This window comes from Rhodococcus sp. X156, from assembly GCF_004006015.1.
In the GTDB taxonomy this organism is placed as follows: Bacteria; Actinomycetota; Actinomycetes; order Mycobacteriales; family Mycobacteriaceae; genus X156.
Map to the genome: position 1 here is coordinate 2946107 of NZ_CP034766.1, position 25463 is coordinate 2971569.

At 73.0% G+C, this 25463-nt stretch carries 25 protein-coding genes; 6 read left to right on the forward strand and 19 right to left on the reverse strand.

Annotation, left to right across the window (positions count from 1 at the left end):
• Window position 1 precedes the first annotated feature (1 nt).
• Entirely contained in the window at window positions 2-883 is an 882-nt protein-coding gene (locus ELX43_RS13935; protein ID WP_241249011.1) for a dienelactone hydrolase family protein, read from the forward strand.
• Here ELX43_RS13935 and ELX43_RS13940 read toward each other — a convergent pair.
• The 8 genes from ELX43_RS13940 to ELX43_RS13975 all read right to left on the reverse strand — a co-directional run bounded on the left by ELX43_RS13940 (window position 864) and on the right by ELX43_RS13975 (window position 6859).
• Complete coding sequence (locus tag ELX43_RS13940; RefSeq protein WP_127783945.1) at window positions 864-1115, reverse strand: hypothetical protein; 252 nt, start codon at window positions 1113-1115, stop codon at window positions 864-866. The two genes, ELX43_RS13935 and ELX43_RS13940, sit on opposite strands and share 20 nt — an antisense overlap.
• Window positions 1112-2965, reverse strand: coding sequence for a hypothetical protein (locus ELX43_RS13945; RefSeq protein WP_127783946.1), 1854 nt, complete (start codon window positions 2963-2965; stop codon window positions 1112-1114). The genes ELX43_RS13940 and ELX43_RS13945 overlap by 4 nt, the downstream gene beginning before the upstream one ends.
• Window positions 2962-3270 (reverse strand): type VII secretion target, encoded by a 309-nt coding sequence (locus ELX43_RS13950; protein ID WP_127783947.1) that lies wholly within the window; start codon window positions 3268-3270, stop codon window positions 2962-2964. The genes ELX43_RS13945 and ELX43_RS13950 overlap by 4 nt, the downstream gene beginning before the upstream one ends.
• A 91-nt stretch (window positions 3271-3361) precedes the next feature.
• On the reverse strand, window positions 3362-4726 hold the full coding sequence (glmM, locus tag ELX43_RS13955) for a phosphoglucosamine mutase (protein ID WP_127783948.1): 1365 nt from the start codon (window positions 4724-4726) through the stop codon (window positions 3362-3364).
• Between the two features lie 146 nt (window positions 4727-4872).
• Window positions 4873-5391, reverse strand: coding sequence for a 30S ribosomal protein S9 (gene rpsI, locus ELX43_RS13960; RefSeq protein ID WP_241249020.1), 519 nt, complete (start codon window positions 5389-5391; stop codon window positions 4873-4875).
• Window positions 5388-5831 carry a 50S ribosomal protein L13 gene (gene rplM / locus ELX43_RS13965; RefSeq protein WP_127783950.1) on the reverse strand — a complete coding sequence of 148 codons (444 nt, stop codon included), beginning with the start codon at window positions 5829-5831 and terminating at the stop codon, window positions 5388-5390. The genes rpsI and rplM overlap by 4 nt, the downstream gene beginning before the upstream one ends.
• 319 nt (window positions 5832-6150) lie before the next feature.
• Complete coding sequence (locus tag ELX43_RS13970) at window positions 6151-6444, reverse strand: WXG100 family type VII secretion target (RefSeq protein ID WP_127783951.1); 294 nt, start codon at window positions 6442-6444, stop codon at window positions 6151-6153.
• A 103-nt stretch (window positions 6445-6547) separates the two neighbouring features.
• Window positions 6548-6859, reverse strand: a complete 312-nt coding sequence (locus ELX43_RS13975) for a WXG100 family type VII secretion target (RefSeq protein ID WP_127783952.1) — start codon at window positions 6857-6859, stop codon at window positions 6548-6550.
• Window positions 6860-7150: 291 nt separating this feature from the next.
• Here ELX43_RS13975 and ELX43_RS13980 point away from each other — a divergent pair, with 291 nt between their 5' ends.
• Window positions 7151-8008, forward strand: a complete 858-nt coding sequence (locus ELX43_RS13980) for a DUF5995 family protein (protein ID WP_127783953.1) — start codon at window positions 7151-7153, stop codon at window positions 8006-8008.
• Between the two features lie 7 nt (window positions 8009-8015).
• Here the strand turns inward: ELX43_RS13980 and ELX43_RS18245 are convergent, their stop codons facing one another.
• Window positions 8016-9719: a type VII secretion-associated protein gene (locus ELX43_RS18245; protein ID WP_127783954.1), complete on the reverse strand. Its 1704-nt coding sequence runs from the start codon at window positions 9717-9719 to the stop codon at window positions 8016-8018.
• On the reverse strand, window positions 9716-13726 hold the full coding sequence (eccCa, locus tag ELX43_RS13990; protein WP_127783955.1) for a type VII secretion protein EccCa: 4011 nt from the start codon (window positions 13724-13726) through the stop codon (window positions 9716-9718). Before eccCa ends, ELX43_RS18245 begins: the two co-directional genes overlap by 4 nt.
• 237 nt (window positions 13727-13963) lie before the next feature.
• Here eccCa and eccD point away from each other — a divergent pair, with 237 nt between their 5' ends.
• Window positions 13964-15391 (forward strand): type VII secretion integral membrane protein EccD, encoded by a 1428-nt coding sequence (eccD, locus tag ELX43_RS13995; RefSeq protein ID WP_206518022.1) that lies wholly within the window; start codon window positions 13964-13966, stop codon window positions 15389-15391.
• Window positions 15388-16851: a type VII secretion-associated serine protease mycosin gene (mycP, locus tag ELX43_RS14000; RefSeq protein WP_127783956.1), complete on the forward strand. Its 1464-nt coding sequence runs from the start codon at window positions 15388-15390 to the stop codon at window positions 16849-16851. The genes eccD and mycP overlap by 4 nt, the downstream gene beginning before the upstream one ends.
• Here the strand turns inward: mycP and eccB are convergent.
• Window positions 16848-18371, reverse strand: a complete 1524-nt coding sequence (gene eccB / locus ELX43_RS14005; RefSeq protein ID WP_127783957.1) for a type VII secretion protein EccB — start codon at window positions 18369-18371, stop codon at window positions 16848-16850. The two genes, mycP and eccB, sit on opposite strands and share 4 nt — an antisense overlap.
• A 157-nt stretch (window positions 18372-18528) precedes the next feature.
• Between eccB and eccE the strand changes: the two genes are divergently transcribed.
• Together eccE and ELX43_RS14015 are read left to right on the forward strand one after the other, a co-directional pair.
• Window positions 18529-19821, forward strand: coding sequence for a type VII secretion protein EccE (eccE, locus tag ELX43_RS14010; RefSeq protein ID WP_127783958.1), 1293 nt, complete (start codon window positions 18529-18531; stop codon window positions 19819-19821).
• Window positions 19818-20591: a hypothetical protein gene (locus ELX43_RS14015; RefSeq protein WP_127783959.1), complete on the forward strand. Its 774-nt coding sequence runs from the start codon at window positions 19818-19820 to the stop codon at window positions 20589-20591. The genes eccE and ELX43_RS14015 overlap by 4 nt, the downstream gene beginning before the upstream one ends.
• A gap of 24 nt (window positions 20592-20615) precedes the next feature.
• Here the strand turns inward: ELX43_RS14015 and truA are convergent, their stop codons facing one another.
• From truA to infA, 8 genes are all read right to left on the reverse strand, one after another.
• Window positions 20616-21554, reverse strand: a complete 939-nt coding sequence (gene truA, locus ELX43_RS14020) for a tRNA pseudouridine(38-40) synthase TruA (protein WP_127783960.1) — start codon at window positions 21552-21554, stop codon at window positions 20616-20618.
• On the reverse strand, window positions 21478-22047 hold the full coding sequence (gene rplQ / locus ELX43_RS14025; RefSeq protein ID WP_127783961.1) for a 50S ribosomal protein L17: 570 nt from the start codon (window positions 22045-22047) through the stop codon (window positions 21478-21480). Before rplQ ends, truA begins: the two co-directional genes overlap by 77 nt.
• 70 nt (window positions 22048-22117) lie before the next feature.
• Window positions 22118-23185: a DNA-directed RNA polymerase subunit alpha gene (locus tag ELX43_RS14030; protein ID WP_127783962.1), complete on the reverse strand. Its 1068-nt coding sequence runs from the start codon at window positions 23183-23185 to the stop codon at window positions 22118-22120.
• A gap of 182 nt (window positions 23186-23367) precedes the next feature.
• Window positions 23368-23973 (reverse strand): 30S ribosomal protein S4, encoded by a 606-nt coding sequence (gene rpsD, locus ELX43_RS14035; protein ID WP_127783963.1) that lies wholly within the window; start codon window positions 23971-23973, stop codon window positions 23368-23370.
• A 21-nt stretch (window positions 23974-23994) separates the two neighbouring features.
• Window positions 23995-24411, reverse strand: a complete 417-nt coding sequence (gene rpsK, locus ELX43_RS14040; RefSeq protein ID WP_127783964.1) for a 30S ribosomal protein S11 — start codon at window positions 24409-24411, stop codon at window positions 23995-23997.
• A 3-nt stretch (window positions 24412-24414) separates the two neighbouring features.
• Complete coding sequence (rpsM, locus tag ELX43_RS14045) at window positions 24415-24789, reverse strand: 30S ribosomal protein S13 (RefSeq protein WP_127783965.1); 375 nt, start codon at window positions 24787-24789, stop codon at window positions 24415-24417.
• A gap of 203 nt (window positions 24790-24992) precedes the next feature.
• Window positions 24993-25106, reverse strand: coding sequence for a 50S ribosomal protein L36 (rpmJ, locus tag ELX43_RS14050; protein ID WP_084521119.1), 114 nt, complete (start codon window positions 25104-25106; stop codon window positions 24993-24995).
• A gap of 64 nt (window positions 25107-25170) precedes the next feature.
• The gene (gene infA / locus ELX43_RS14055; protein ID WP_029136093.1) at window positions 25171-25392 is read right to left on the reverse strand and encodes a translation initiation factor IF-1; all 222 of its coding nucleotides are present in this window, start codon (window positions 25390-25392) and stop codon (window positions 25171-25173) included.
• Window positions 25393-25463: the final 71 nt, after the last annotated feature.

A 25463-nucleotide genomic window follows, 5' to 3' on the forward strand; every position in this document is an offset into this window, starting at 1 on the left:
CGTGGCCCGAACCAAGCACACCCCAGAAGACGCGAAGAACCTGATCAAGGCCCTGAGCCGGCGTGGTCCGCACCGGGTGCTGCGCGGAGACCTGGCCCTGGCCGGCCTGCCGGGCGTGGTGCTCACCCCCGAGGAGGGCCTCGGACTGCCCGCGGTGGCCTTTGGGCACGAGTGGCTGCAGCCGGTGTCGCGCTACCTCGGCACGCTGCAGCACCTCGCCTCCTGGGGCATCGTGGCCGCCGCACCCGCCACCCAGCGCGGCCCCGTGCCGTCCCACCTGAAGATGGCCGCCGACCTCGCCACCGCGCTGGAGATCTGCAGCAGCGTCCGGCTCGGCCCCGGCGAGATCAGCGTGCAGCCCGACCGCCTGGCCGTGGCCGGCCACGGCATGGGGGCGGGCGCTGCCGTGCTGGCCGCGCGGCGCAACCCGGCGCTGAAGGCCGTCGCCGGCTTCGCCCCCGCGGACACCAGTCCGTCCGCAGTGCAGGCGGCCCAGGACTGCCGAGCGCCGGCGCTGCTGCTCAGCACCCCCCGCGACGAGAAGACCCCCGGCGACAGCGACGCCGAGCGCATCGCGCGCGCCTGGGCCGGCCCCGTGTCGCTGCGAGAGGTGGCGAAGGCCAACGACCTGGGCCTCACCGAGGGCTGGCACTGGACCAACCCGGTGATCGACGGCCGCCCGGAGCGCAAGACCCAGGCACTGGTGCGGGCGCTGTTCACTGGTTTCCTGCTCGCCACCCTCACCGGCGACGACCGTTACGCCGAGCTGGCCTCGCCCGAGGCCGTGCTGCCCGGCGCACGCGTCGTGGACCTCACCGCGGAGAAGGACGAGCAGCACCACGCACCCAGCATCGGCAACCTGATCAGCGCAGCCAGGAGCTGACCTGCTCGTTGGCGTCCAGCTCGTCCAGCTCCGGACCGACCCGGGGCGTCCCGCTGGGGCCAACCCAGGTGTCTGCCGGTGCGCTCAGCGCCGCCTGCGCCCGGGCGTCGATCGCCTCTGTCGACCGGGTCGTGGCCGCTCTGCTGGCGGCCCACCGGGCCAGGGCTGCCGTCACGGCCTCGTCGCGACGGGTGGCGATCTCCGCGTACCGACGGGCTACCTCGTCGCTCATGAGTGCTCCTGCCCGGCCTCGCCCCGGTCCCGGGTGGGATCGGAGCCTGCCGACGCGGCGGTGCCCGGGGTGAGGGCCGAGCCCACGCTGGTCCACGCACCCTCGTCCCGCTGGTTCTCCACGATCCACTGGTCGCCGCTGATCGCTGGGGTGAGCTCGTCCTGACGGTGCAGCGCCGCCATCGGGGCGCTGGCACCCACCCACTCGGCGGCCACCGAGTCGACCCCGGTGCCGGAGCCACCGCTGGCCGCGACGGCGCCCGTGCCGGCGTCCGTCCGCGCCGGCACATCCGCGGGTCCACCGGCAGAAGCACCCTCCGCCGCGCCGCCGCCGGAGCCAGCACCGGCCGCGCGCACCTGTCCGACCTCGTCCTCGGGAGGTGCCGCCGGGTTTGCCGTGGCGTCAAGCGCCCCACCTGTGCTGGAGACGCCCCCCACCTGCGTCCCCTCCGCACTGGTGCCCGTGCCAGCGGGCCTGACGGCGTCCGCCGCACCGGACTCGCCCAGGCTGAGCAGCCCGTCGGCCGGCATCGCCGCGCGGGTACCGACCGCCCACTGCGTCGACCCCATGGTCTGCCCCCAGCCATCGGCGTCGGACGAGGTGCGCCCACCTCCGACGAAGCCGTCCGGCCCACCGGTCCCGCTCGGCGCCACTGGACTGTGCGAGCCCGGGGCCGCCGGACCAGTCACCCCGGGTCCGGGGAGCGCGGGCAAGGCACCGGGAGTGCCGCTGAACGGGTGCCCCTCGGCGGCACCGGCCACCGCGGTGACGCTGCGGTAGAGGTCTCGCACGGCGGTGTCGGTGCTGGCGCACACCTCGGTGAGCAGGCGCCACCTCGACTCCACGTCGGGGATGAACACGGTGGTCACGAAGTCACGGCTGCACTGCACCGCCTGGTCCACGAGCCGCTGGAGGTAGGCCTCGGTCTGTCCGGCCAGCGCCTGAGCCACGGAGAGGAGGCCCGCGCCAGACGACAGGCGCAACCCTGTGTTCGCCACGGCGCCGACCTCGTCACCGGTGGGGCCGACGTCCCCGCCGAACATCTGCAGGATGCGCCCGGCCTGGGGTGCCGAGGTGACCGAGTGGCGGTCCTTGGCGAAGCTGATGATCTCGTCGATCTGGCTGGGGGTCTTGCCGCCCACGGTGGCGGCGTAGAGCTCGGCGACGGCGCTCGCCCGGACCCGCACGCACTCCTCGATCCCGTCGGCCGCCGGGCCCAGGGCGGCAGCCAGGTCGGCCGTCCGCCCTCGGGCGCTGTCCGCCTCAGTCAGGTACGTGCGCACGAAGGCGTCTGCTGCCACACCGCCCCGGCCGGTCCAGATGCTCGACACCGCGTCCCAGGCGGCTCGCTGCCGGGCGAGCTCAACGCCCAACCGGTCCGCTCCCGACGTCATCGTCGCGGCATCGGCGCGCAGGGTGGCGAGGTCGATGTCGCGCTGCTCGTCGTAGAGCTGCACCGCCTTGTCCCGGCTGATGTCGGAACCGGAGATGCAGCGCTGGTACAGCGGGGCGAAGTGCTCGAAGTACCGCAGCCCCGGCGCCCCCTGGTCGAGGATGTCGTTGGAGCCGGCCGCGCCGAGCCGTGCCCCCTCCAGCGCCTGACGGCCCTGCTGGCTCTGCACCTCCCGGTGCGCCTGCGCCACCCGCTCCGACAGCTGCTTGGCCTCGACGACCGAGAGGTGACCGGGCAGGAGCGCAGCCCCCAGACGATCAGCGGCGGCGTACAGCTCGTCATCGTCGGAACCCGGGGCCGCAGCCAGGTAGGACTGCAGCAGGTCTCGCTTGGCCTGGTCGGAGAGACCCGGGCTGGCGACCAGCGCCTTGACCTCGTCCACGCTGGGCGCGCTCACCGCGGGGGGCCGCTCAGTCCGTCGGCCGTGTTGGCGTCGGTGCCGGAGTAGCCAGCGGCCGCGGCACGAAACGCCTCGGCCAGGCAGCGCGCCTGCAGCGTCCAGTCCTGCACCGCGGAGGCCGCGGTGGCATAGCCGGTCTGCAGCGCAGCGCCGGCCTCGGCGTAGGCGCGACCGGCGGAGGCCGACCGAAACCCGCAGTGGCCAATCGCCGTGCCGGTCGCGGCGAGGGCGTCGGCGGTCAGGTCGAAGTTGGACGCCAGCAGACCGATCGCGCCCCGCTCGATGTTCACCGGTGCACTCACTCGAACAGCTCCCCCCAGCTCAGGGCGTCCACCGAGGACGCCTGGCCGGTGAGACGCGGAGTGCTCGCACGCGGTTCCCGGTGCTGGAGCGCTAGACGGCGCGCACCTGCGCTGCGAGGGCCTCGGCCACCCGCTGGGCGGTCTCTGCGGTGGGGGCCTCCACCATGACCCGGACCAGCTGTTCGGTGCCGGAGGGACGCAGCAGCACCCGGCCGGTGTCGCCGAGCTCAGCCTCGGCCGCCACGACCGCCGCCTCGACCTCGGGGTCGCGGCTGACGGCGGCCTTGTCCGCGACCTTCACGTTGACCAGCACCTGCGGCAGCACCTGCAACACACCGGCCAGCTCGGCCAGCGACGAGCCGGTGCGCACCATCTGCGCCATCAGGCGCAGCGCCGTGAGAGTGCCGTCACCGGTGGTGGCGTGGGCGGGCAGCACCACGTGCCCGGACTGCTCACCGCCCAGCGCGAACCCACCGCTGCGCAGCTCCTCCAGCACGTAGCGGTCACCCACGCCCGTCGTGCGCACGGCGATCCCGGCCTCGCGCATGGCCAGGTGCAGGCCGAGGTTGCTCATCACCGTGGCCACCAGGGTGGTCTCGGTCAGCGTGCCGGCGTCGCGCATGGCGATCGCCAGGATGGCCAGGATCGCGTCGCCGTCCACCACTGCACCGGTGGCGTCCACGGCCAGGCAGCGATCGGCGTCACCGTCGTGGGCCACCCCCAGGTCGGCCCCGTGCGTGACCACCGCACGCTGCAGGTCCTCCAGGTGGGTCGAGCCACACCCGTCGTTGATGTTCAGCCCGTCCGGCTCGGCGTGGATGGCGATCACCTCGGCGCCGGCGCGTCGGTACGCCTCCGGAGCCACCGCGAAGGCCGCGCCGTTGGCGCAGTCCACCACCACCCGCAGGCCGGCGAGGCTGCCGTCGGTGGCCTGCAGCAGGTGCGCCAGGTAGCGCTCGTCGGCGTCGGCCAGGTCACGGACCCGGCCGATGCGCGCGCCGACGGGTCGCTCGTAGGAGAGCCCGACGTGCTGCTCGACCTGGTCCTCCACCCGGTCGTCCAGCTTGTGGCCGCCGGCGGAGAACAGCTTGATGCCGTTGTCGGGCATGGCGTTGTGGGAGGCCGAGATCATCACGCCGAGATCCGCGCCGGCGTCGGCCACCAGGTGGGCCAGGGCGGGAGTCGGCAGCACGCCAGCCCGCAGGACGTCGGCTCCTGCCGCCGTGAGGCCCGCGGTGACCGCAGCCTCCAGCATCTCCCCGCTCGCCCGGGGGTCACGTCCGACCACCGCGACCGGGCGGTGGTCCAGCCCGGACTCGCGCAGCACCCGGGCCGCCGCTTCGGCCACCCGCAGGGCCAGCTCCGCCGTGAGGGTGGAGTTGGCCTCGGCACGGATGCCGTCGGTGCCGAACAGGCGTGCCGCCGGGGTCTCGGTGACGGGGGGAGCTTCGGACACTGCACAACCTCCTGGTGTGACGGCCTGGTTGCGACCGCCCCCGCGAGGCAGCCGCTGAACGCACAAGTGCAGGCGCCCGACAAAGCGGAGCGCCTGCACGTGTGGTGTCGTTGTCGAGCCTCACCGGCCTCGCGGCCGGCTGTGGATCAACGCTTGGAGTACTGAGGCGCCTTGCGCGCCTTCTTCAGGCCGTACTTCTTGCGCTCGGTCATGCGCGGGTCACGCGTGAGGAAGCCAGCGCGCTTGAGCGCCGGACGGTCCTCGGGCTGGACCTCGATGAGCGCACGGGCGATGGCCAGGCGCAGGGCGCCGGCCTGACCCGAGGTGCCGCCGCCGGTGAGGCGGGCGTGCACGTCGAAGATCTCGGTGCGCTCGGCGACCACGAAGGGGTCGTTGATGAGCTGCTGGTGCACCTTGTTCGGGAAGTACTCGGAGAGCGACTTGCCGTTCAGGGTGTAGTTGCCGGTGCCGGGCACGAGGCGGATCCGAACGACGGCCTCCTTGCGGCGACCGACGGTCTGGACCGGACGGTCCATCACGATGGGGGCGGGGCGGGCAGCCACGGGCGCCGACTCAAAGGTCTCCGCGGTCTCGTCCACCTGCTCGACGACCACGTCGTCAGCGAACTCGGGCGTGCTCATCTGCTGCTCCTCCGGTGCCGTCACTGGGCAACCTGGGTGATCTCGAACGGGGTGGGCTTCTGGGCCGTGTGCGGGTGGTCGGGACCCGCGTAGACCTTGAGCTTGCTGATCATGGCCCGGCCGAGACGGTTCTTCGGCAGCATGCCCTCGATGGCCTTCTCGACCAAGCGGTCCGGCTGCTTCTCGATCATCTCGCCGACCGACCGGCGACGCAGGCCGCCCGGGTGACCGGAGTGGCGGTAGATGAACTTCGCGTCGCGCTTGTTGCCGCTCACGGCGATCTTCTCCGCGTTGACGATGACGACGAAGTCACCGGTGTCGACGTGCGGCGCAAAGATCGGCTTGTGCTTTCCGCGCAACAGGGTTGCCGCTTGAGTCGCCAGGCGACCGAGCACCACGTCAGTGGCGTCGATGACGTGCCAGGTACGGGTGACGTCACCGGCCTTGGGGCTGTACGTACGCACAGGACTTCCTCGTCTTCTCGGGTGGTGCAGGTCTGACGGTGCGGCTGGGCTGGTACCCGGTGGCCGAAGCCGGCCGGGTGTCGGCCAACCGGTCGGGAACGACCGGGGCTCGTGCACCTGGGCCAGTGAAGCAGCCTCAGGTACAGCGCTCCGCACGCCGACCTCAGACGATACCGTCCCGGGTCCCCATGGGTCAAAAGGGCCCTGCCCGTGCTGGTGAGAGCCCCCTCGCGGTTGGCTGACACACGGACACCCCACGACTGTAGCGCCGCGGGGTGTCCGGGTCGTCGGAGCGCCGAGGAGCTGCCCGTGGGCCTGCTCAGCCGCCGAAGGACTTGCTGACCTGACCGTCCTTGACCTGCATGTCCTCGTTGCCGCGGGAGACGGCCTGGCTGATCTGGGCGAGCACCATGTTCAGGTCCGCGGCCGCCTGGTCCCACTTCGCCTTCTGGGCGAGGTAGGCAGCGGAGCCGGAGCCCTCCCAGCGGCTCTCGATGTCGCGCAGGGCGGCCTTGAGGTCGTCCAGCTGGCCGTTCATGGCCCGGCTGGACGTGGCGATCTCCGCACTGGCGGTGTCGATGGCCCCGTGGTTGTACTTGATCAAACCGCTCATCTGGTCCTCCTGGGTAAGTGCTGCGGGTCAGTGGGGTGGTGCCGGCCGGACCCCGGTGGCGGGGCGGCCAGGTGCTGCTGGTGAGCCGGGCGGAACGGCCGGATCAGAGGTTGAGGGAGCTGCCCACGCTGTTGATCGAGCTGACGTGGTCCTGCTGGGTGGCGTCGAAGCCCTTGCCCGCGGCGGCCAGGTTGTCGCTGATGGCCAGCAGCGCCTCGTTGAGCTTCTTGGCGTCAACGTCCCAGCGCTCCATGAGGGCCCCGAAGGCGCGCTGGGCGTCGCCGGCCCACGACGCGCTGATGCCGGAGACGGTGCCGCGCAGCTTGCTGAGCTCGCCCTGCACCTGCTGGGCGGTGTCCTGAGCCTTGCTCGACGCGGTGGCCAGCTCTTCCGGTGTTGCGACAGTTGCGGACATGCGGATCCTCCTGGAGTAGTTCGCCTCGGGTTGCGGTGACCGGCACCCGGCGGCGCTGGCCTTGCTGTTGGCAACCACTACGACGCAGGGGCTTCGCGGAACGGTTCCCGTCGTCTCCGAGAACGTGTCAAGTCGGTTGCTTCTGCAAATCACTCGGAAGCTGGTCCGCCGCAACGTTGTCCGGAACAGCCTCCTGGGCGCCTGATCCGGGGCGCTACTCTCTGTGACGCCCGACCACTCCGCACCTCTGGTTGGGGACCCACCACGCTCGTCGTCAAGGAGGAACTTCTCGTGCGCAAGGCCTCGAAGATCGCCGGCATCACCCTGGCCCTGGCGGTGCTCGCGCCGCCAGCAGCCGCCGTCGCCGGACCTTCGGCCGCACCCGCCGGGCCGGCCAGCTCGTCGGTGTGCCGGGTCGACTTCGCCGCCGAGCAGCAGCAGCGCCTGGTCACGCTCACCGACACCTCCACCCTCACCGGCATCGAGGACGCCAGGGCGCGGGTGGGCGAGCTGGTCCAGCGCCTCACCGACGCCGGTGACTACCGCGGCACCTTCGCGGTCGTCTACCAGGAGATCCTGGACAAGACGATTCCCGCGCTGGACGACGGCACCTTCGCCGACCCGGCCTGGGCACGCGCGCTGTCGGTGCACTTCGTGGCCACCTACCTGGACAACTTCCACCGCCACCTCACTGGCGGCCAGCCCACGCCGTACTGGCAGGCGTACTACGACCTGACGGCACAGTGCGACCGTAGCCCCGGACGCATCGTCTCCGAGGGCATCGCCACCCACCTGGTGGTGGACTTCCCCCAGTCGCTGGTAGCAGTGGACACCAAGCACTCGCACCTGCGCGACTACGTGGTGTACGGCGAGTCCCTGGTCGCCGCCGCTCCGTCGATCGTCGAGCGCATGCGCGCGGTCTACGGAGTGGACCTGGAGCCGTTCTTCCAGCTGTGGCTGGTGGGCGACGTCTTCGGCCAGACGCAGACCACGACGGCGCTGTTCCAGTCCGTTCGCGCCGTGGCCTGGGCCAACAGCATCGGCCTGAAGAGCCCGCTCACCCGGGCTCTCACCACGGCCAAGATCGACGGGACCTGGCGCGCCGCGGGAGTGGTGCTGGACGGCCTGGAGGCCGCGCACAAGATCTGAGCTCCGCTCAGCCCTGGCCCACCCGCACGGTGCGCACCGCCTGCGTGCACGCCGCGTCCAGGTTGGAGTCACCAGGAGCGTGCAGACAGCCCACGCTCACCTGGGTGCCCTGCTGCACCAGCACGTACCAGTCCACGACGGCACCGTCGGGGCGCAGCTCCCGGTAGGACGTCACCGCCCGGTCGGCGTAGCGGGTGTCGGCTGCGAAGTCGGCGTACTGCTTGCCAGCCCGCTGCTCCACCGCCAGCTGTTGCTGCAGCGCGGTGGCCAGCTCGGCCTGGCTCAGCGAGGTGCCGACGGTGATCTGCACCAGCAGGATGCGCTGTGGCTCCGGCGGGGTGCCGGTGGGAGTGAGCTCCAGGCGAGCACGAGTCGTGCTCTCACCCCGGTAGGACTCCTGCCAGTCGACGGGCACGGTCATGGTGGCGCGACCGGAGGCCACCACCTGGGTGGTCGGTGCCGTCGGGCGCTGGGCCACCAGCACCGCCCCCACCGCACCCGCGGCCAGGACGAGCACCGCGGCTGCCACCACGCGCCGCCGCCGGCGCCGGGCCCGCCGCCGCCCGGCACGGCTGTCGTCCACCGCACCGAACACCGGCCGGTCCGCGGCCGACCGGGCCCGCTCGGGCACCCTCTCTGCGGTGTTCTCGGGCTCCGGGGGAGCTGCCCGCAGCGCCCCGCGGGCCACCGACGTCTCCGGGTGCTCGGTGGTGCGCGGCAGCACACCGAGCCGCTGGTGGATCCGGGAGGCGACCAGCGGCGTGCGCGAGGCACCGCCCACCAGCAGCACCTCGGCGCGGCAGCCGCCACGGCGGTCCACTGCGCCCGTCTGGCGCAGGGCGTCCTCGAGCAGGTCCACCACGGCATCCACCCGGTGGCCGACCAGCCGCTCCAGGTCGGCGCGGGTGAGGTGGCCGTCCAGCAGCCCACCGGGCAGCGGGACGTCGGCGTAGGAGTGGCGGGAGAGACTCTCCTTGGCGGTCCGCACGTCGGCGCGCAGCGCCAGGTAGCGCTGCCGCGGCCCGAGCCCGCTGCCCCGCAGCACCGCGTCCCAGCGGGGCCGCTGCTGCGGGGTGACTCGCCGGCCCAGCTCGGCCAGCAGCAGCAGGTCGATCTCCGCGCCTGCCAGAGCTCCGTCCGTGCGGGTGGTGAGCACCCGGTAGCCGGTGGCACCACCCTCCAGGACCGCGACGTCCGTGCTGCCGGCCCCGACGTCCACCACCGCCACGAGCGCACCGGTGCGTGGCGGCTCGTGGGCCAGGGCCGCCGCCACGGGCTCGGGCACGGCCACCACCCGCGGCGCCAGGCCCTGTGCTGCCGAGGTGAGGACCTCCAGCCGCACCGGGCCCCACTCGGCGGGGTGAGTCAGCACCAGCACGTCCACCGGCTCGCCGTCGGCCGCGGCCACGGCCTCCCGCACCGCCCTGGCCAGCACCGCGGCCAGCGCCCGCCGCACCGGCACCACCTGCTCGCCCAGCAGCAGCGATTCCTCGTCGATGCGTCGCACGGGCGTCGGCTCGTAGCGAGCCGGGTTCAGCGCCGCCTGACCATCCGCCTCTGCCCCCACGAACAGCGCGTGCCCGTCGGCGTACACCGCGCTGGACATCGTGGGTGCCCCGTCGATCGGCACGATCCGGGCGGGCTCACCGTCCACCGAGATGGCCACGCAAGTGGAGGCACTGCCCAGGTCCACGGCCACCGCGAGACTCATTGCGGAGGCAACCACGCCAGCTGGACCAGCCGCTGACCCAGCTTGCGGCTCACCAGCACCCCACGCCCGGGCGGCTGCGCGGAGGGCTTGACCGTGCCGACCAGGGCGCCCTCGTCGCGGCTGCCGCTCATCACCAGACCCGGTGAGGCGAGGTCGCGCAGCCGGGCGATGACGGGGTCGTACAGCGCTCGCGCGGCTCCGCCGCTGCGTCGGGTGACCACGAGGTGCAGGCCGACGTCCTTGGCCTGGGCGAGCAGGTCCACCAGTGGGCTCAGCGGGTTGCCGCTGCCGGTGGCCACCAGGTCGTAGTCGTCCACCACGACGTAGATCTCCGGCCCGCTCCACCACGAGCGGTCACGCAGCTGCTCCTGGGTGACCGAGCTGTCCGGCATGCGCGCGTTGAGGTACACCACGATCTCGTTGATCATGTCGGTGAGCACCGCTGCGGAGGCGGCGTAGCCGGCGAGGTGGTCACCAGACACCACGCCCAGCAGCGTCCGCCGGTAGTCGGCGACGATGAACTTGGCCTGCTTGGGCGTCGTCCGGGCCATCACCTGGGTGCACAGGCTGCGCAGCAGGGCGGTCTTGCCCGACTCGCTGTCGGCGAAGACCAGCAGGTGCGGCTCCGCCGCGAAGTCCAGGTAAGCCGGCGCCAGCTCGTCCTCGTCGATACCGATGGGGATGCGCATCGGGTCACGCGGGTCCTGCTCGGTCGCGGCGAGCAGCGCCTCGAAGGGGTAGCGCTCCGGCAGCATCCGCACCGGCGGGGCGGGGCGCCCGGGCCAGGCCTCGGTGAGGCGGGCCGCGGCGTCGGCGATGCCGGCGGTGAGGTCGTCAGCCTGCGCACGGGAGTCCACCCGCGGCAGCGCGACGAGCATCTGCAGCTTGTCCCGGGACAGGCCGCGACCAGGCCGGCCCTGCGGCACGTTGGCAGCCACCCGCCGGTCCACGTCGGACTCCGACGGGTCGCCCAGGCGCAGCTCCACCCGAGTGCCGAGCAGGTCCTTCAGCGCGGGGCGGATCTCGGCCCAGCGGGCGCTGGCCACCACCAGGTGCACGCCGTAGGACAGCCCCTGTGCCGCCAGCGTCATCACCGACTGCTCGAGGCTCTCGAACTCGGTCTTGAACGCCAGCCAGCCGTCGATCACCAGGAACACGTCGCCGAAGGGGTCCTCGGCGGTCTCCGGGAGCTCGCCCCGACGCCGGCGGGCCCGGAACTCGGCCATCGAGTCGATGCCGAGGTCGCGGAAGCGCTGCTCGCGGCGGCGCACCAGGCCGGTCAGCTCGGCCACGGTGCGCCGCACCCGGTCGGCGTCGAGCCGGCCGGCCACCGAGCCCACGTGCGGCAGGGCCGCCATCGGCCCGAGGGTGCCGCCGCCGAAGTCCAGGCAGTACAGCTGCACCTCCGCCGGGGTGTGGGTGAGCGCCAGCGCCAGCATGAACGTGCGCAGCGCGGTGGACTTGCCGGTCTGTGGTCCGCCCAGCACCGCCATGTGGCCCTGACCGCCGGAGAGGTCCACCCACAGCTGGTCGCGCCGCTGCTCGAAGGGCTTGTCCACGATGCCGATGGGGACGGTGAGCCGGCCGTTGCCGAAGAAGCCCACCGGGCTCAGCCCCCGGTCGGGGGTGGCCGCCAGCGGGGGCAGCAGCTGGTCCAGGGTGGGCGAGACCTCCAGCGGCGGCAGCCACACCTCGTGCGCGGCCGGGCCCTGCCCCTCCAGGCGACGCACCACCACGTCCAGCAGGGTGTCCTCCACACCGGACTCGGGCACCGGTGCCGGGGCGCCAGGCAGCGCCGGCTCGGCGAGCACCGGCTCCACGGCGTCGGGCTCGGTGCGCTCCGGACCGAACCAGCGGGGGCGGCGGGTGGCGGTCACCGGCGCGGTGACCGCCGGCTGGCCGTTGTCGGCAGCACGGTAGGGCCCGGAGACGTAGGCGGCCTTGAAGCGCACCAGGGTGGAGGTGTCCAGCTTCAGGTAGCCCGACCCGGGGATGCTGGGCAGCTCGTAGGCGTCCGGGACGCCGAGCACCGTGCGCGACTCCGACGCGGAGAACGTCTTGAGCCCGATGCGGTAGGACAGGTGGCTGTCCAGCCCGCGCAGCTTGCCCTCCTCCAGCCGCTGGCTGGCCAGCAGCAGGTGCATCTGCAGCGAGCGGCCCAGCCGGCCGATGGCCACGAACAGATCGGCGAAGTCGGGCTTCTGGCTGAGCAGCTCGGAGAACTCGTCCACCACGATGAACAGCGCGGGCAGCGGGTCGAGGTTGGCCCCGTTCTCCCGGGCCCGCTCGTACTCCTTGACGTTGGCGAAGTTGCCGGCACTCTTGAGCAGCTCCTGGCGACGGTTCATCTCCCCGGCCAGAGCGTCCTTCATGCGGTCGACCATGGTCAGGTCGTCAGCCAGGTTGGTGATCACCGCCGCCACGTGCGGCGCGCTCTCCAGCCCCAGGAACGTCGCGCCACCCTTGAAGTCCACCAGGATCAGGTTGAGGGCGGCCGAGGAGTGGGTGGTGATCATGCCCAGCACCAGGGTGCGCAGGAACTCCGACTTGCCCGAGCCGGTGGCGCCGATGCACAGCCCGTGCGGTCCCATGCCCTCCTGGGCGGACTCCTTGATGTCCAGCTCCACCGGCTCCCCGTGCTCGCCGATCCCCACCGGGACCCGCAGGCGGTCGCGCAGCGGACGGGGGCGCCAGGCCTGGGCCACGTCGAAGGTCATGGCGTCGGGCAGGCCCAGCAGGTCCAGGAAGCCCACGTTGGACAGCAGCGGGTCCTCCCCGCTGTCCGCACCGCCGGCGCCGAGCCGGTAGGGGGCCAGCCGTCGGGCCAGCGCCTCGACCTGGGCGACGCTCATCGCGTCGGGATCGGCGAAGCGCTCCACCCCGGCAGCGCTGCGGGCGCCGACACCCTCCGCGGTGACCACCAGGCGCAGGCCGCGGCGCGAGGCGAGCGTGCCCAGGCAGGCGGAGAGGTCGAGCAGGGTGACCGCGGCCAGACCCTCCTCCAGCAGGACGTGCTCGGTGCCGGTGACGTCGCCACCGTCCACCACCACCACCAGCTGCGGCTGGTCGGGCACGGGCGCGGCGTTGCGGCTGAAGCGGCCGCGGTCGGCCAGCACCTCCTGCAGCGACTCCTCCAGCTCGGCCAGCGAGGAGAACAGCATCCGCTCCGACCCCAGCGCGTCGGTGCGGTGCGGGTTCTGGGCGTGCGGGAGCCACTTCACCCACTCCCACTCGGCGCGCTGGACCCGGCCGGCGACCACGGCCACCAGCACGTCCTCCGGCGAGTGGAAGGTGACCAGCTGAGCCAGCATCGCCCGGGTCAGCGCCCGCGCGGCGTCCTCGTCGCCGCCCACCTCCACGGCGGCGAAGCCGCCCACCGAGATGGCGATGGGCAGCTCGCTGACCACCGAGTGCGCCCGCACGAAGCGGCGCAGCGCCACCGTGGCGATCGGCTCGAGCTCCTCCACCGGCCCGGTCTGCGGCGGCACCAGCTGGGTGGCCAGCCGCTGGTGGCCGCGGCCCACTCGCACGTGGCAGAAGTCGGCGTCACTGGTGCGGCGCTCCCACATCCGCCGGGTGCGCACCATCGAGGACAGCGCCTCGGGATCGGGGTGCACCCACTCCAGGCCGGCACGCTGGTCGTTGCCGGCCTGGCGCGCTCGGCCCCGCATCTGGCCCAGGTAGCGCAGGTAGTCCTTGCGGTCCTCGTTCATCTCGGCCTTGCGCTGGCCCCCGCTGCGCCCACCGCCGCCGGCGAACATTCCCACCATGGACATCAGCATCATCATCGGGAACAGCAGCGACGCCGGGTTCAGACCTCCACCGGAGGTGATCAGCAGGGCGACCATGCCCACCACGGCCACCACCATGACCACCGGCATGAGCTTCATCAGCAGCCCACCGGGGACGAGGCGAGGCACCTCCGGCGGCGGCTCCAGGTGCACCTCGCCGCCCGGGGTCCGGGGAGCGCTCATCCGTGCCGTGCGGCGAAACTGGATGGTGCTCACCGTCGCAACTCCCCCCAGGTGGCGTTCGGGCCAATTCGTGACGAACCCCGCCGAGCACCGCCAGTCGCAGCCATAATAGGGCCGCGCAGGGTCCCCGCGAGCCGTATCGTCACAACGAGTCGTCCACTGTGCACGCTCCGTTTGCACTCGGGGACAACTGACTCGAGCGAGAGCCGATCTCGACGACGCACCGGACGGGGCCGCCGCGGGCGCGGACCAGGACGAGGAGACCCACCAGTGACGGCAGTGGCACCAGCACCCGGGAGCACCGTCTCCCCCACCCCGCCGGGCGCGCCCGCAGCCACGGGGGCGGCGTACACCCGCACCACCGTGCTGGCCCCGCGCACCCGGATCGACGTGGCGCTGCCCTCCGACGTCGCGGTGGCCGACCTGTTGCCCATGCTGCTGGACATGGGCCGTGCCACCACCGCCGACGGCGGCGCCCCGCACGGCGGCTGGTGCCTGGCCCGCGTGGCGCAGGGCCCGCTGGACGCCACCCGCACGCTGGCCGCCCAGGGCGTGCTCGACGGTGAGCTGCTGCAGCTGCGCAAGCGCTCGGAGTCACCGCCGCCGCCTCTCTACGACGACGTGATCGACGCGGTGGCGCTGAGCGCGCCGGACGGCTACCGGCCGTGGACCGCCCAGACCGCTCGCGCCCTGGGCGCGGGAACCACGCTGCTGGCCCTGCTGGCCGCCACCGTGGCGCTGTACCTCGCCGGTCCGGGCACCGGCGAGGCGATCGCGGCCGCTGGTGCCGCTGCGGTCCTCGTGGCGGTGGCCGCCGTGGTGGCCCGGGTATACCGGGACCGCCGGAGCGCGGTGGTGATCGGAGTGGGGGCGCTGCCGCTGGGCGCCCTGGCCGGGCTGTTCGCGGTGCCCGGCGAGCTGGGCCGCCCACACCTGCTGCTGGCCTGCGTGGTGGCGGCCGTGCTGGCCACCGCCGCGCTGGCGCTGACCGCCACCGGGGTCACCCCCTTCGTGGCCGTCGTCGTCGCGGGCCTGCTGGGGGCCGGGGCCAGCGTGGTCGCCGTGCTGGTGGCCCACCCGCAGTGGGGCATCGGCGCCGGGATGGCCGCCGCTGCGCTGGTCGGTCTGTCCGTGGCGCCACGGCTGACCATCCACCTGGCTCGCCTGCCGCTGCCCTCGGTGCCGATCTCGGCCCAGGAGCTCAACCAGGACGACGACACCGAGTTCCCCGACGGTGCCAGCATCGAGCGCCAGGCCGCGCTGGGCCACCAGTACCTGTCCGGCCTGGTCATCGGGCTCGGCGTCACCGCCGGCGCCGGGGCGCTGCTGGCCGCCGAGCAGGGCCGGTTCGGGGTGGCCTTCGCCATCGTCGTGGCCGCCGTGCTGATGCTGCGGGCCCGCACCTACGCCAACGGCACGCAGGCGGTGTCCCTGCTGCTGGCCGGCACCGCCACCAGTGCCGGGCTCGTCGTCGGGTGGCTGTGCACCGGCGAGCAGCGGACCCTCGGGACATGGGTCTTCGCCACCTGCCTGCTGCTGGCCGCCGCCGCGCTGGTGCTCGGCGTGGTGTTCCCCCGCCAGCGGTTCTCCCCGGTGCTGCGGCGCACGGTCGAGCTGGTCGAGGCGGTGCTCATCGCGGTGGTGCTGCCGCTGGCCCTGGCGGTGATGGACCTCTACTCCACGATGCGGCACCTGTGACGCGACGTGCGCGCCGCTGCTCGGCTGCCGTGGCTGCCTCGGCGGTCGTGCTGACGCTGGGCTCCCCCGCCGCGCTGGCCCCACCGGTCCTTGCCCAGCCGGCACCCACCCCCACTCCGTCGCCCAGCTACACCACGCCGGCCCCGCCCGACCCGTTGATCACGCCGACCGCGCTGCCGATCGCCCCGGACGCCCCCACCGTCCGGACGAACGTGGCGTGCGTGCAGGCCGCCCCGGGCACGGCCGGGTCGACCATCGCCGCGGTGCCGTGGGGCCAGAGCCAGCTGCGCTTCGAGGACGCGTGGGCCCTGAGCACCGGCGCGGGCGTGCCGGTGGCCGTGATCGACACCGGGGTGAACGCCCACCCCCGGCTGGCCGGCCGGCTGGCCCCGGGCGGCGACTACGTCTCCGACAGCCAAGGTCTCACCGACTGCGACGGCCACGGCACGATCGTCGCGGGGATCATCGCGGCATCGGTGGACACCACCGAGCAGACCGGTTTCGCCGGGGTGGCACCGGGCGCCACGATCATCAGCATCCGCCAGTCGAGCAAGTACTACGAGACGGTGGGCCAGCAGGGCTCGGGCACCGTCGGCTACGGCAACCTCAACACCCTGGCCCGCTCGGTGACGCGAGCGGTGGAGCTGGGCGCACGGGTCATCAACATCTCCGAGGCGGCCTGCGCCCCGGCGAACGTGCGCCTGCAGGACAGTGCCCTCGGGGCGGCCCTGCGCCAGGCCGCCGACCGCGACGTGGTGGTGGTCGCCGCGGCCGGCAACACCGGTGCCGGCTCGGCGGGGGCCTGCCAGACGCAGAACTCCACGTCGCCCAGCCAGCCCGGGGTGGCCGGCCGGTCCGCGGTCGCCACCATCGTCAGCCCCGCCTGGTACAGCGACTCCGTGCTCACCGTGGGGGCCGTCGCCGAGGACGGCAGCCCGTCCGACTTCAGCCTGGCCGGGCCGTGGGTCGGGGTGGCTGGCCCGGGAGAGGACATCACCTCGCTGGACCCCGCCCCCGGCGCCACCGGGCTGACCAACCGGCTCGCCGAGCCCCCGGGCCTGAAGCTGGCCCCCATCCAGGGGACCAGCTTCGCAGTGCCCTACGTCGCCGGCACGGCAGCACTGGTGCGGGCCCGGTTTCCCAACCTCTCCGCCAAGCAGGTCGTGGCCCGGATCAAGGCCACCGCACGCACCCCCTCCGGCGGCTGGACGCCCCAGGTCGGCCACGGCGTGGTGGACCCGGTGGCCGCAGTCGCCGACGTGCTGCCCGAGGAGGTCTCGGCCCAGTCCGCCAGCACCAGCACCACCCAGCTCAGCGCGCCGCCGCCGGCGCCGGCGCCCGACCACACGGCCCGGACGGTGGCCTTCGTGGGCTCGGCCACCGCACTGGCCCTGGTGCTCATCACCTTCGCGGTGCTCGACGCCGTGCGCCGGCACCGCCGCAACCAGCAGCCCGACTAGTCGCCGGGCAGCGGCACCGCGGACGGGCTGGGGTCGCCCGCCAGCCCGTCGTGGGCGAGCAGCGCGGCCTGCTGGCTCAGCTCGGGGCCGATGGGCAGCAGCGCCAGCACCTGCTTGGGCGCGAGGTCGACCCGGCTGCCCAGCCCCAGCACCTGTGCGGTCTCGACGTTGGGGATGCCGTAGCGCACCCCGGTGTCGCTGACCAGGAACAGCTCGCCGACGTCGGTGCCGGGGCTCACCGCCCGCACCAGCGCCCCCTGGCCCGGGCGCAGGTACACCGAGTCCAGCTGCGGGCCCGGTCCGTCGGCCTGGGCCAGCGGCACCACCTGGGCCCCGGTGGGCACGGGCAGGCTGTCGCCGACGCGCACCGTGGGCTTGAGCGTGTGCGGCGCTGCTCCCGCGGCGGCCGGCTGCGGCTCGGTGCCCGTGCCGTCCCAGGACATGCAGGCCACCGGGGCGGTGTCGGCCTGCACCAGGGCGGGCATCCGGCTCGGCAGGTCGTCCACGGCCAACGTGGTCTGCGCGGTGGGCGGCACCCCCATCGCCGATGAGGAGACGGTGACCGGGTCCCCGGAGCTGGCGTACTGCAGCAACCGCGCCACCACGGGCGACACCGACTGCACCCCGTCGGCGAGGACCACGTACGACTGCTGGTCGGCTCCGCTGCTGACCTGCAGCACGGTGCCCACCACCGCGCTCGCCGGCAGCGCGTCCACCCCGGCGAAGCTGGGCCGCACCCCGGCGCCGGGCACCGTGGGCGGGCTGAGCTGCCCCACTGCGGGAATCGCGTTGAGCACGGCGGCGCTCATCGGCCGGGCGGTGGCGCCGTCGAGCTCCAGCGCCCGGGTCACCCGCTTGTCGGCCAGGTCGATGCGGGCCCGCCGCCCGTCCTGCACCAGGTAGGTGGCGCCCTCGACGAAGCCGGGCTCGGGCGGGCCCTGCACCAGCAGCGCGCCGTCGGCGGGCACCGGTGGCGCGGTGACGCTGCCGGCGATGACCGTGGTGGTCGTGGTGGCGCTGGCCTGCTGGCTGGCGGACCGCGCGGTGGCGTCGGTGCTCAGGGTGTCGCAGACCGTCCAGGTGGCCTCCGGGCGGGCGTCCTCCCCCGGCAGCAGGGCGGGCGCCCCGGGGATGCCCAGCAGCGGCCCGCGCGGCAGGTCTGCCAGCGCGGCGGCGGACACCTCGCTGGGAGCGACGGCCTGGCCGACCACCAGCCGCGCCGAGGCCAGGTTCAGCACCGGGTGCAGCACACCCTCGAGCCGGACGTAGGTGGCAGCAGAGTCCTTGACCGTGACGATCGCCTGGTCACCCAGCCCACCGGCGGGACGGAACAGCGCGAAGAGGGCGAAGCCGGCCAGGCCGATGATGGCCAGCACCAGCCCGACCACCGTGGCCCGCACCTGGGTGCGCATCGGGTCGTGCAGCATCACCGCGTCCTTGCGGACCAGCGCGTGCTCCATCCGCCGCAGGATGAAGCGATAGGCCTGCACCTGCGACTTCGTCGTCGGTGTTGCCGCCATCGACCCTCCCCAGCCCCTCGGCGTTGTACGGTTGCCGACGATAACCCGGCGGCAGAACGCTGTTGTGCCCGTTGCGCACTACTGGCCCAAGCGGTTCCGCCAGAGTAGTGGGCACCTGGCCGTCGGCGGCGACCACGAGGCGGGAAGGGCCGAGCACATGAGCGCTACCCGCGGTGACGCTGCCGAGGGCGCTCCGGCACGCCACCGGAGCCGGCGCGCCGACGCCGGGCTCCGGCGCGCGCCGGTGGGCACCACGGTGGCCGGCCTCCCGCTGACCAACCTCGTGGTGGCAGAGGTGGGCGCCGCGGCGACGCTGCTGGTGCTGGCGCTGTCCACCCGGCTGTGGCCGCTGGCGGCGCTGCTCGGCGTGGTCGCGCTCGCGCTGGCCGCCACCCGCCGACACGGCCGGTGGCTCACCCAGTGGGTGGTCATCCTGGTGCGCTTCGTGCTGCGCGGCCGCAGCCGCGCTGTCGAGCCGGCGGCGACGGACCCGAGCGTGACCGGCTCGCGCACCGACGCCGGTGCCCTGGCCGGTGCCGCCGACCCGCGGGTGGCCCTGCTGCGGCTGCTCGTGGACGACCTGGTGGTGGCCAGCGGCACCGACCACGAGCAGCAGCCGATCGGACTCGCCTGGCACGACGGCACCTGGACGGCGACGGTGGCCATCGACCCGGTGCCCGCCATGGTCTCCGCGGTGGGCGCGCACACTGACATCCCCCTGCGCGGGCTGGCCGCAACCCTCGACGACCGCGGGGTGGTGCTGGACTCCATCGGCGTCATCTGGCACTGCTACCCCGCGAGCTCGCGCCTGCCCGCCACCTCCGCCGCCGTGGCTGCCTACAACGAGGTGCTCGGCCCGCTGCCCGCGGTGGCTCAGCGCGCCACCTGGGTGACGGTGCGGCTGGACCCGCGGCGCTGCCCCTCGGCGGTGCAGATCCGCGGGGGCGGCGTGGCCGGGGCGCACCGGGCGCTGGTGGGCGCGGTGGCCCGGGTGCGCGGGGCGCTGGAGCAGGCGGGGCTCACCAGCCGGGTGCTCACCCGCGACGAGCTGCTGCGGGCGGCGGTGTCCGCCGCCGAGCTCGCTCCCGCCGCGGGGTCCAGCCAGGAGCTCCAGCTGCGCGAGCACTGGCGCGGCGTGCGCACCGGCGACGTCGAGCACGCCAGCTTCACCATCGACGGGTGGCCCGCCGACGGCGCCAGCCTGGAGGCGCTCACCAGCGTGCGGGCGCTGTCCACCACCGTCGCGCTGGCCCTGCGCCCCGGTCCGGACGAGGACAGCGTCGGGGTGCGCGGGGTGGTGCGGGTGTCGGCCCGCAGCAGCGGCGAGCTGGCCGGCTCCCTCGAGCGCCTGCGGACGCTCAGCGCGACCACCGGGGTGGCGCTGAGCCCGCTGGACGGGCAGCAGGCCGCCGCAGTGGCGGCCACCCTGCCGGTGGGAGCGGGCGCATGAGCACCCACGGTGCAGAGCGGACGGGCCGGCGTGGCCAACCCGCAGCCGCGGGCATCGGCACCGAGTTCGTGCTCTCCCCCGAGGCCCTGAGCCGGCTCAGCCTCACCGGCGACCGCGGTGGCGTGGTGCTGGGCTCGGACCTGCGCGGGGGCGCGGTGCAGCTGCACCTGGTGCGGCCCGTGCCGTCCCGGCTGGCCCTGGTGGGCGGGCTCTACCTGGCGATGCAGCTGGTGCTGCGGGCCGCGGCCACCGGGGTGCTGGTGGTGGTGGCCACCGGGCGGCCCGCGGCGTGGCAACCGCTGCAGCAGGCCTTCGCCGACGTCGCCCCCGCCACGCCTGCAGCCGGGGCCGGTGCCGACCCGACGGGCGCTCCGCCGCCGCTGCAGCTGCGCGGGCTGCACCCCGGCCCGCTGCCCCGGGCCAGCGAGGACGCTCCCGTGCTGGTGGTGCAGGACAGCGGGGCGGTGCCCCAGGAGCTCTACCCCACCCGCAGCCCGTGGCAGTCCACGGCCTACGTCCTCCCGTACCTGCACCCACAGGTGGGCGGGAACGCCACCGCCGCCGACCTCGTCCTGCTGCAGCGGCTGCCGGTGGGGCAGGCGCAGCTGGCTGGTCGGCTGTGGCGCCTGCCGCCCGGGGTGGTGGACGACCTCGCCGGGCTCACCGACGACGGTCTGATCGCGCTGGGCGCCAACTTGTTCCTCCCCATGCGCCTGGTCACCACGCCCAAGGAGGCGAGCCTCATCGGCCCGGTCCGGCGCGGCGACTAGTCCTGCCGGGGCACTGCCGGGCGCCTAGCGCAGCGGCCCGCGCACGGCCCGTGTCGTCTGGGCCCGCGCGGCCAGCTCGTGCTCCGGCGGGTAGTCCACGCCCACCAGGCTCAACCCGTGCGCGGGGGCGACGGCGATGCTGCCGGAGCGCTGCGAGGCGGTGAGCAGCTCCAGCACCCAGTCGCGGTCGCGGCGGCCCTGCCCCACCGCGAGCAGGGCACCGACCAGGCTGCGCACCATGGAGTGGCAGAAGGCGTCCGCGCTCACCCGGGCCACCAGGACCCCGTCGGCCAGCTCGGACCAGTCCAGCCGCTCCAGCCCGCGCACGGTGCTCGCACCCTCGCGGTGGCGGCAGAAGGCGACGAAGTCGTGCACCCCCAGCAGCAGGGCGGAGGCCTCCCGGATGCGGTCCACGTCCAGCTCGTGCGGCCAGACCAGGGTGTCCCGGGCGCGCAGCGGCTCCGCACCCCACGGCGCGGTGGTGAGGCGGTAGGCGTAGTGCCGGCGCATGGCCGAGAAGCGGGCGTCGAACTCCGCCGGCACTTCCCGCAGCTCGCGCACCCGGACGTCGGTGGGCAGCAGGCGGGCGAGCCGGCGCACCAGGCGACCCAGCCCGTCCGGCATCGTCGCGGGGTCGAGGTCGACGTGGGCCACCTGCCCGGCGGCGTGCACGCCAGCGTCGGTGCGCCCGGCCACGGTGAGGGTGACCGGGGTGCGCAGCACGGTGGCCAGCGCTTCCTCGAGCACCCCGCACACCGTGCGCTGGCCGGGCTGGCGGGCCCAGCCGGCGAAGTCGGTGCCGTCGTAGGCGATGTCCAGGCGCACGCGCACGAGCCCGCCACCCCGGTGCGGGGTGGCGGGCTCAGGTGCTACGACGTCGGGGACGTCAGGACTTGTCAGCGTCCCTGTCCTCGGTGTCCAGCGCGGCGGGCGCGACGTCGTCGACGTCGGTCCCGGCGCCATCGGTGGGCACGTCGCCGCCGGTCTCGGGCTCAGCAGCCTCCGGCTCGGCAGCGGTGTCGGTGTCCACGTCGGAGACCGTCTCGGCGGGCTTGGTGGCCGCGACCCGACGGGCCCGGTCGGCCTCGGAGGTGACCGTCTTGTCCTGCAGCAGCTCGATGATCGCCATGGGGGCGTTGTCGCCCTTGCGCGGGATCGTCTTGATGATGCGGGTGTAGCCACCGTCGCGCTCGGCGAAGAACGGGCCGATGTCGGCGAACAGGCTGTGCACGACGTCCTTGTCGCGGATCACCTTCATGACCTCGCGACGGTTGTGCAGGTCACCGACCTTCGCCTTGCTGATCAGCTTCTCGGCGTAGGGGCGCAGGCGCTTGGCCTTGGCCTCGGTGGTGGTGATGCGCCCGTGCGTGAACAGCGAGGTCGCCAGGTTGGCGAGCATCAGCCGCTGGTGGGCCGGCGACCCGCCGAGACGGGCACCCTTGGTGGGCTTGGGCATTGTGGAGCTCCTCTAGGTCTCGCCCGACCCCGTCGCCGCGGGCGTGCGGCGACGGGGTAGGTGCAGCGGCTTACAGCTGTTCGGTCTCGGCGTAGTCGGTGTCGTCGCCTGCGGCGGCGTCACCTTCCTCGCCATCCTCGGTGTCGGTCCAGGTGCCGGTCTCGGCGTCGTACCCGGCAACGGTGGACGGGTCGAATCCGGGAGGGCTGTCCTTCAGGCTCAGGCCGAGCCCGACCAGCTTCACCTTCACCTCGTCGATGGACTTGGCGCCGAAGTTCCGGATGTCCAGCAGGTCCGCCTCGCTGCGGCCGACGAGCTCACCCACGGTGTGCACGCCCTCGCGCTTGAGGCAGTTGTACGAACGCACCGTCAGGTCCAGGTCCTCGATGGGCATGCTGAACGCGGCGATGTGGTTGGTCTCCGCCGGGGACGGGCCGATCTCGATGCCCTCGGCCTCGACGTTGAGCTCACGGGCCAGGCCGAAGAGCTCGGTCAGCGTGCGCCCGGCGGAGGCGATCGCGTCACGCGGGGTGATGGAGGGCTTGCTCTCCACGTCCAGCACGAGGCGGTCGAAGTCGGTGCGCTGCTCGACGCGGGTGGCCTCGACCTTGTACGTCACCTTGAGCACCGGCGAGTAGATCGAGTCGACCGGGATGCGGCCGATCTCGGCGCCGGAGGCCTTGTTCTGCACGGCAGGGACGTAGCCGCGACCGCGCTCGACGACGAGCTCGATCTCCAGCTTGCCCTTGTCGTTCAGGGTGGCGATGTGCAGCTCGGGGTTGTGCACCGCGACGCCGGAGGGCGCGACGATGTCCGCAGCGGTGACCGCACCCGGGCCCTGCTTGCGCAGGTACATGGTGACCGGCTCGTCCTCCTCGGAGCTGACCACGAGGCCCTTGAGGTTCAGGATGATGTCGGTGACGTCCTCCTTCACCCCCGGGACGGTGGTGAACTCGTGCAGGACACCGTCGATGCGGATGCTGGTGACTGCCGCGCCCGGGATGGACGAGAGCAGCGTGCGGCGAAGCGAGTTGCCGAGGGTGTAGCCGAAACCAGGCTCGAGCGGCTCGATGACGAACCGCGACCGGGTGTCGCTGAGGACCTCCTCGGAGAGCTCAGGACGCTGAGAGATGAGCATGGGTGGTGTTCTCCTTCACCGACGTCCGCCATATGACGCCGAAAGGGTGGCGCGGCCGCCGCGGGTGCGGGGGCCGTGGGACCGCCTGGCGCACACGAGGTGCACCGGGCGACCAGGGGTGGTGCACAGGCCCGGCCGTGCCCCCCACGCTGCTGCGTGGTGCGGCACGGCCGGACCGGGCATCACTTCGAGTAGAGCTCGACGATCAGCTGCTCGTTGAGCGGGATGTCGATCTGCGCACGGTCCGGAAGCTGGTGGACCAGGATGCGCATCTGCGGTCCGACGACCTGGAGCCAGCCGGGAACCGGCCGGTCACCGAGGGTCTCCTTGGCCACCTGGAAGGGCAGGGTGGCCAGCGACTTCGGCTTGACGTCGATGATGTCGTACTGCGACACGCGGTAGCTGGGGATGTCGACCTTCTCGCCGTTGACGAGGAAGTGGCCGTGGGTCACCAGCTGGCGGGCCTGCCGACGCGTGCGGGCGAGCCCGGCACGGTAGACGACGCTGTCGAGGCGGCTCTCCAGGATCTGGAGCAGCACCGAACCGGTCTTGCCGGACTTGCGGTTCGCCTCGGCGTAGTAGCGGCGGAACTGCTTCTCCATGACGCCGTAGGTGAAGCGCGCCTTCTGCTTCTCCTGCAGCTGGAGCAGGTACTCGCTCTCCTTGATCCGCGCGCGGCCGTGCTGGCCCGGCGGGTAGGGGCGACGCTCGAAGGCGGCGTCCCCCCCGACGAGGTCAACGCGCAGTCGACGGGACTTGCGGGTGATGGGGCCGGTGTAACGAGCCATTGTTCTTCCTTTCCCTTCCCGCTAGACCCGGCGCCGCTTGGGCTGCCGGCAGCCGTTGTGCGGCTGAGGGGTGACGTCGGAGATGGTGCCGACCTCCAGGCCGGCGGCCTGCAGTGAGCGAATCGCGGTCTCGCGGCCGGAGCCGGGACCCTTGACGAACACGTCGACCTTCTTCATGCCGTGCTCCTGCGCCTTGCGGGCAGCGCTCTCGGCGGCCATCTGTGCGGCGAAGGGGGTGGACTTGCGCGACCCCTTGAAACCGACGTGGCCCGACGAGGCCCACGAGATCACGTTGCCAGCAGGATCGGTGATGGAGACGATCGTGTTGTTGAACGTGCTCTTGATGTGCGCAGCACCGTGGCTGACGTTCTTCTTTTCCTTGCGCCGAGTCTTCTGGGTCTTCTTGGGACCGCTCGCGGCGCGGGACTTGGGGGGCATCTCTTACCTAGCCTTCTTCTTGCCGGCGATGGTGCGCTTCGGGCCCTTGCGCGTGCGCGCGTTGGTCTTGGTGCGCTGGCCACGAACCGGCAGGCCACGGCGGTGCCGGATGCCCTGGTAGCAGCCAATCTCGATCTTGCGACGAATGTCGGCCTGCACCTCGCGGCGCAGGTCACCCTCGACCTTGAGGGACTCCTCGATGTATTCCCTCAGCTTGGTGAGGTCAGTGTCGCTGAGGTCCTTGGTGCGCAGGTCGAAGCTGATGCCAGTGGCATTCAGGATCTCCTGCGACTTCGTACGGCCGATGCCGTAGATGTAGGTGAGCGCGATCTCCATCCGCTTGTCGCGGGGGAGGTCGACGCCTGCGAGCCGTGCCATACGGCGTGTCCTTCCAGTTGTCCGGAGGTCTGCTCCTCGTCCGTCCCGGTTCGACCGACGCCGACCGTGTCGGCGCCACCGGGCCCCGGCCTCCGGGCCGGGGGTGTACTGAGTCGGCCCGTTCCCGGGACGCCCAGCTGGTGCGGGGAGTGATGTGGTGCTGTCGCGTCAGATCGACTGCGAGGGTGGTGCAGTGGAGCTGCTCAGCCCTGGCGCTGCTTGTGGCGCAGGTTCTCGCAGATCACCATGACCCGACCGTTGCGGCGGATCACCTTGCACTTCTCACAGATCTTCTTGACGCTGGGGTTGACCTTCACGTCTGTTGCTCTCCTGGTCGGTTGCTGCTTGCTGGGGACGCGCCACGGGCGCGCGCAACGACTGCTACTTGTAGCGGTAGACGATGCGCCCGCGGGAGAGGTCGTAGGGAGAAAGCTCCACGACCACCCTGTCCTCAGGCAGGATGCGGATGTAGTGCTGCCGCATCTTACCGCTGATGTGCGCGAGAACCCGGTGGCCGTTTTCCAGCTCCACGCGGAACATCGCGTTCGGCAGTGGCTCGACAACCCGACCCTCGACCTCGATGGCCCCGTCTTTCTTGCCCATGTCCTCCGCGATCCGTGGCAGTGACTTGCTGGTAACTCAACACCCCCGCCCCGAGCGCCGGTGACCGGTGC

Coding starts and splice junctions, on each gene's coding strand:
- ELX43_RS13970 (WP_127783951.1), bottom strand. CDS start 6,444: ATGAGCGGTTTGATCAAGTACAACCACGGGGCCATCGACACCGCCAGT.
- rpsM (WP_127783965.1), bottom strand. CDS start 24,789: ATGGCACGGCTCGCAGGCGTCGACCTCCCCCGCGACAAGCGGATGGAG.
- infA (WP_029136093.1), bottom strand. CDS start 25,392: ATGGGCAAGAAAGACGGGGCCATCGAGGTCGAGGGTCGGGTTGTCGAG.
- rplQ (WP_127783961.1), bottom strand. CDS start 22,047: ATGCCCAAGCCCACCAAGGGTGCCCGTCTCGGCGGGTCGCCGGCCCAC.
- eccB (WP_127783957.1), bottom strand. CDS start 18,371: ATGGCGGCAACACCGACGACGAAGTCGCAGGTGCAGGCCTATCGCTTC.
- ELX43_RS18245 (WP_127783954.1), bottom strand. CDS start 9,719: ATGAGTCTCGCGGTGGCCGTGGACCTGGGCAGTGCCTCCACTTGCGTG.
- ELX43_RS13975 (WP_127783952.1), bottom strand. CDS start 6,859: ATGTCCGCAACTGTCGCAACACCGGAAGAGCTGGCCACCGCGTCGAGC.
- rpsD (WP_127783963.1), bottom strand. CDS start 23,973: ATGGCTCGTTACACCGGCCCCATCACCCGCAAGTCCCGTCGACTGCGC.
- rpsK (WP_127783964.1), bottom strand. CDS start 24,411: ATGCCCCCCAAGTCCCGCGCCGCGAGCGGTCCCAAGAAGACCCAGAAG.
- ELX43_RS14030 (WP_127783962.1), bottom strand. CDS start 23,185: ATGCTCATCTCTCAGCGTCCTGAGCTCTCCGAGGAGGTCCTCAGCGAC.
- ELX43_RS13940 (WP_127783945.1), bottom strand. CDS start 1,115: ATGAGCGACGAGGTAGCCCGTCGGTACGCGGAGATCGCCACCCGTCGC.
- truA (WP_127783960.1), bottom strand. CDS start 21,554: ATGGCGCCGGGACCGACGTCGACGACGTCGCGCCCGCCGCGCTGGACA.
- eccE (WP_127783958.1), top strand. CDS start 18,529: ATGAGCGCTACCCGCGGTGACGCTGCCGAGGGCGCTCCGGCACGCCAC.
- ELX43_RS14015 (WP_127783959.1), top strand. CDS start 19,818: ATGAGCACCCACGGTGCAGAGCGGACGGGCCGGCGTGGCCAACCCGCA.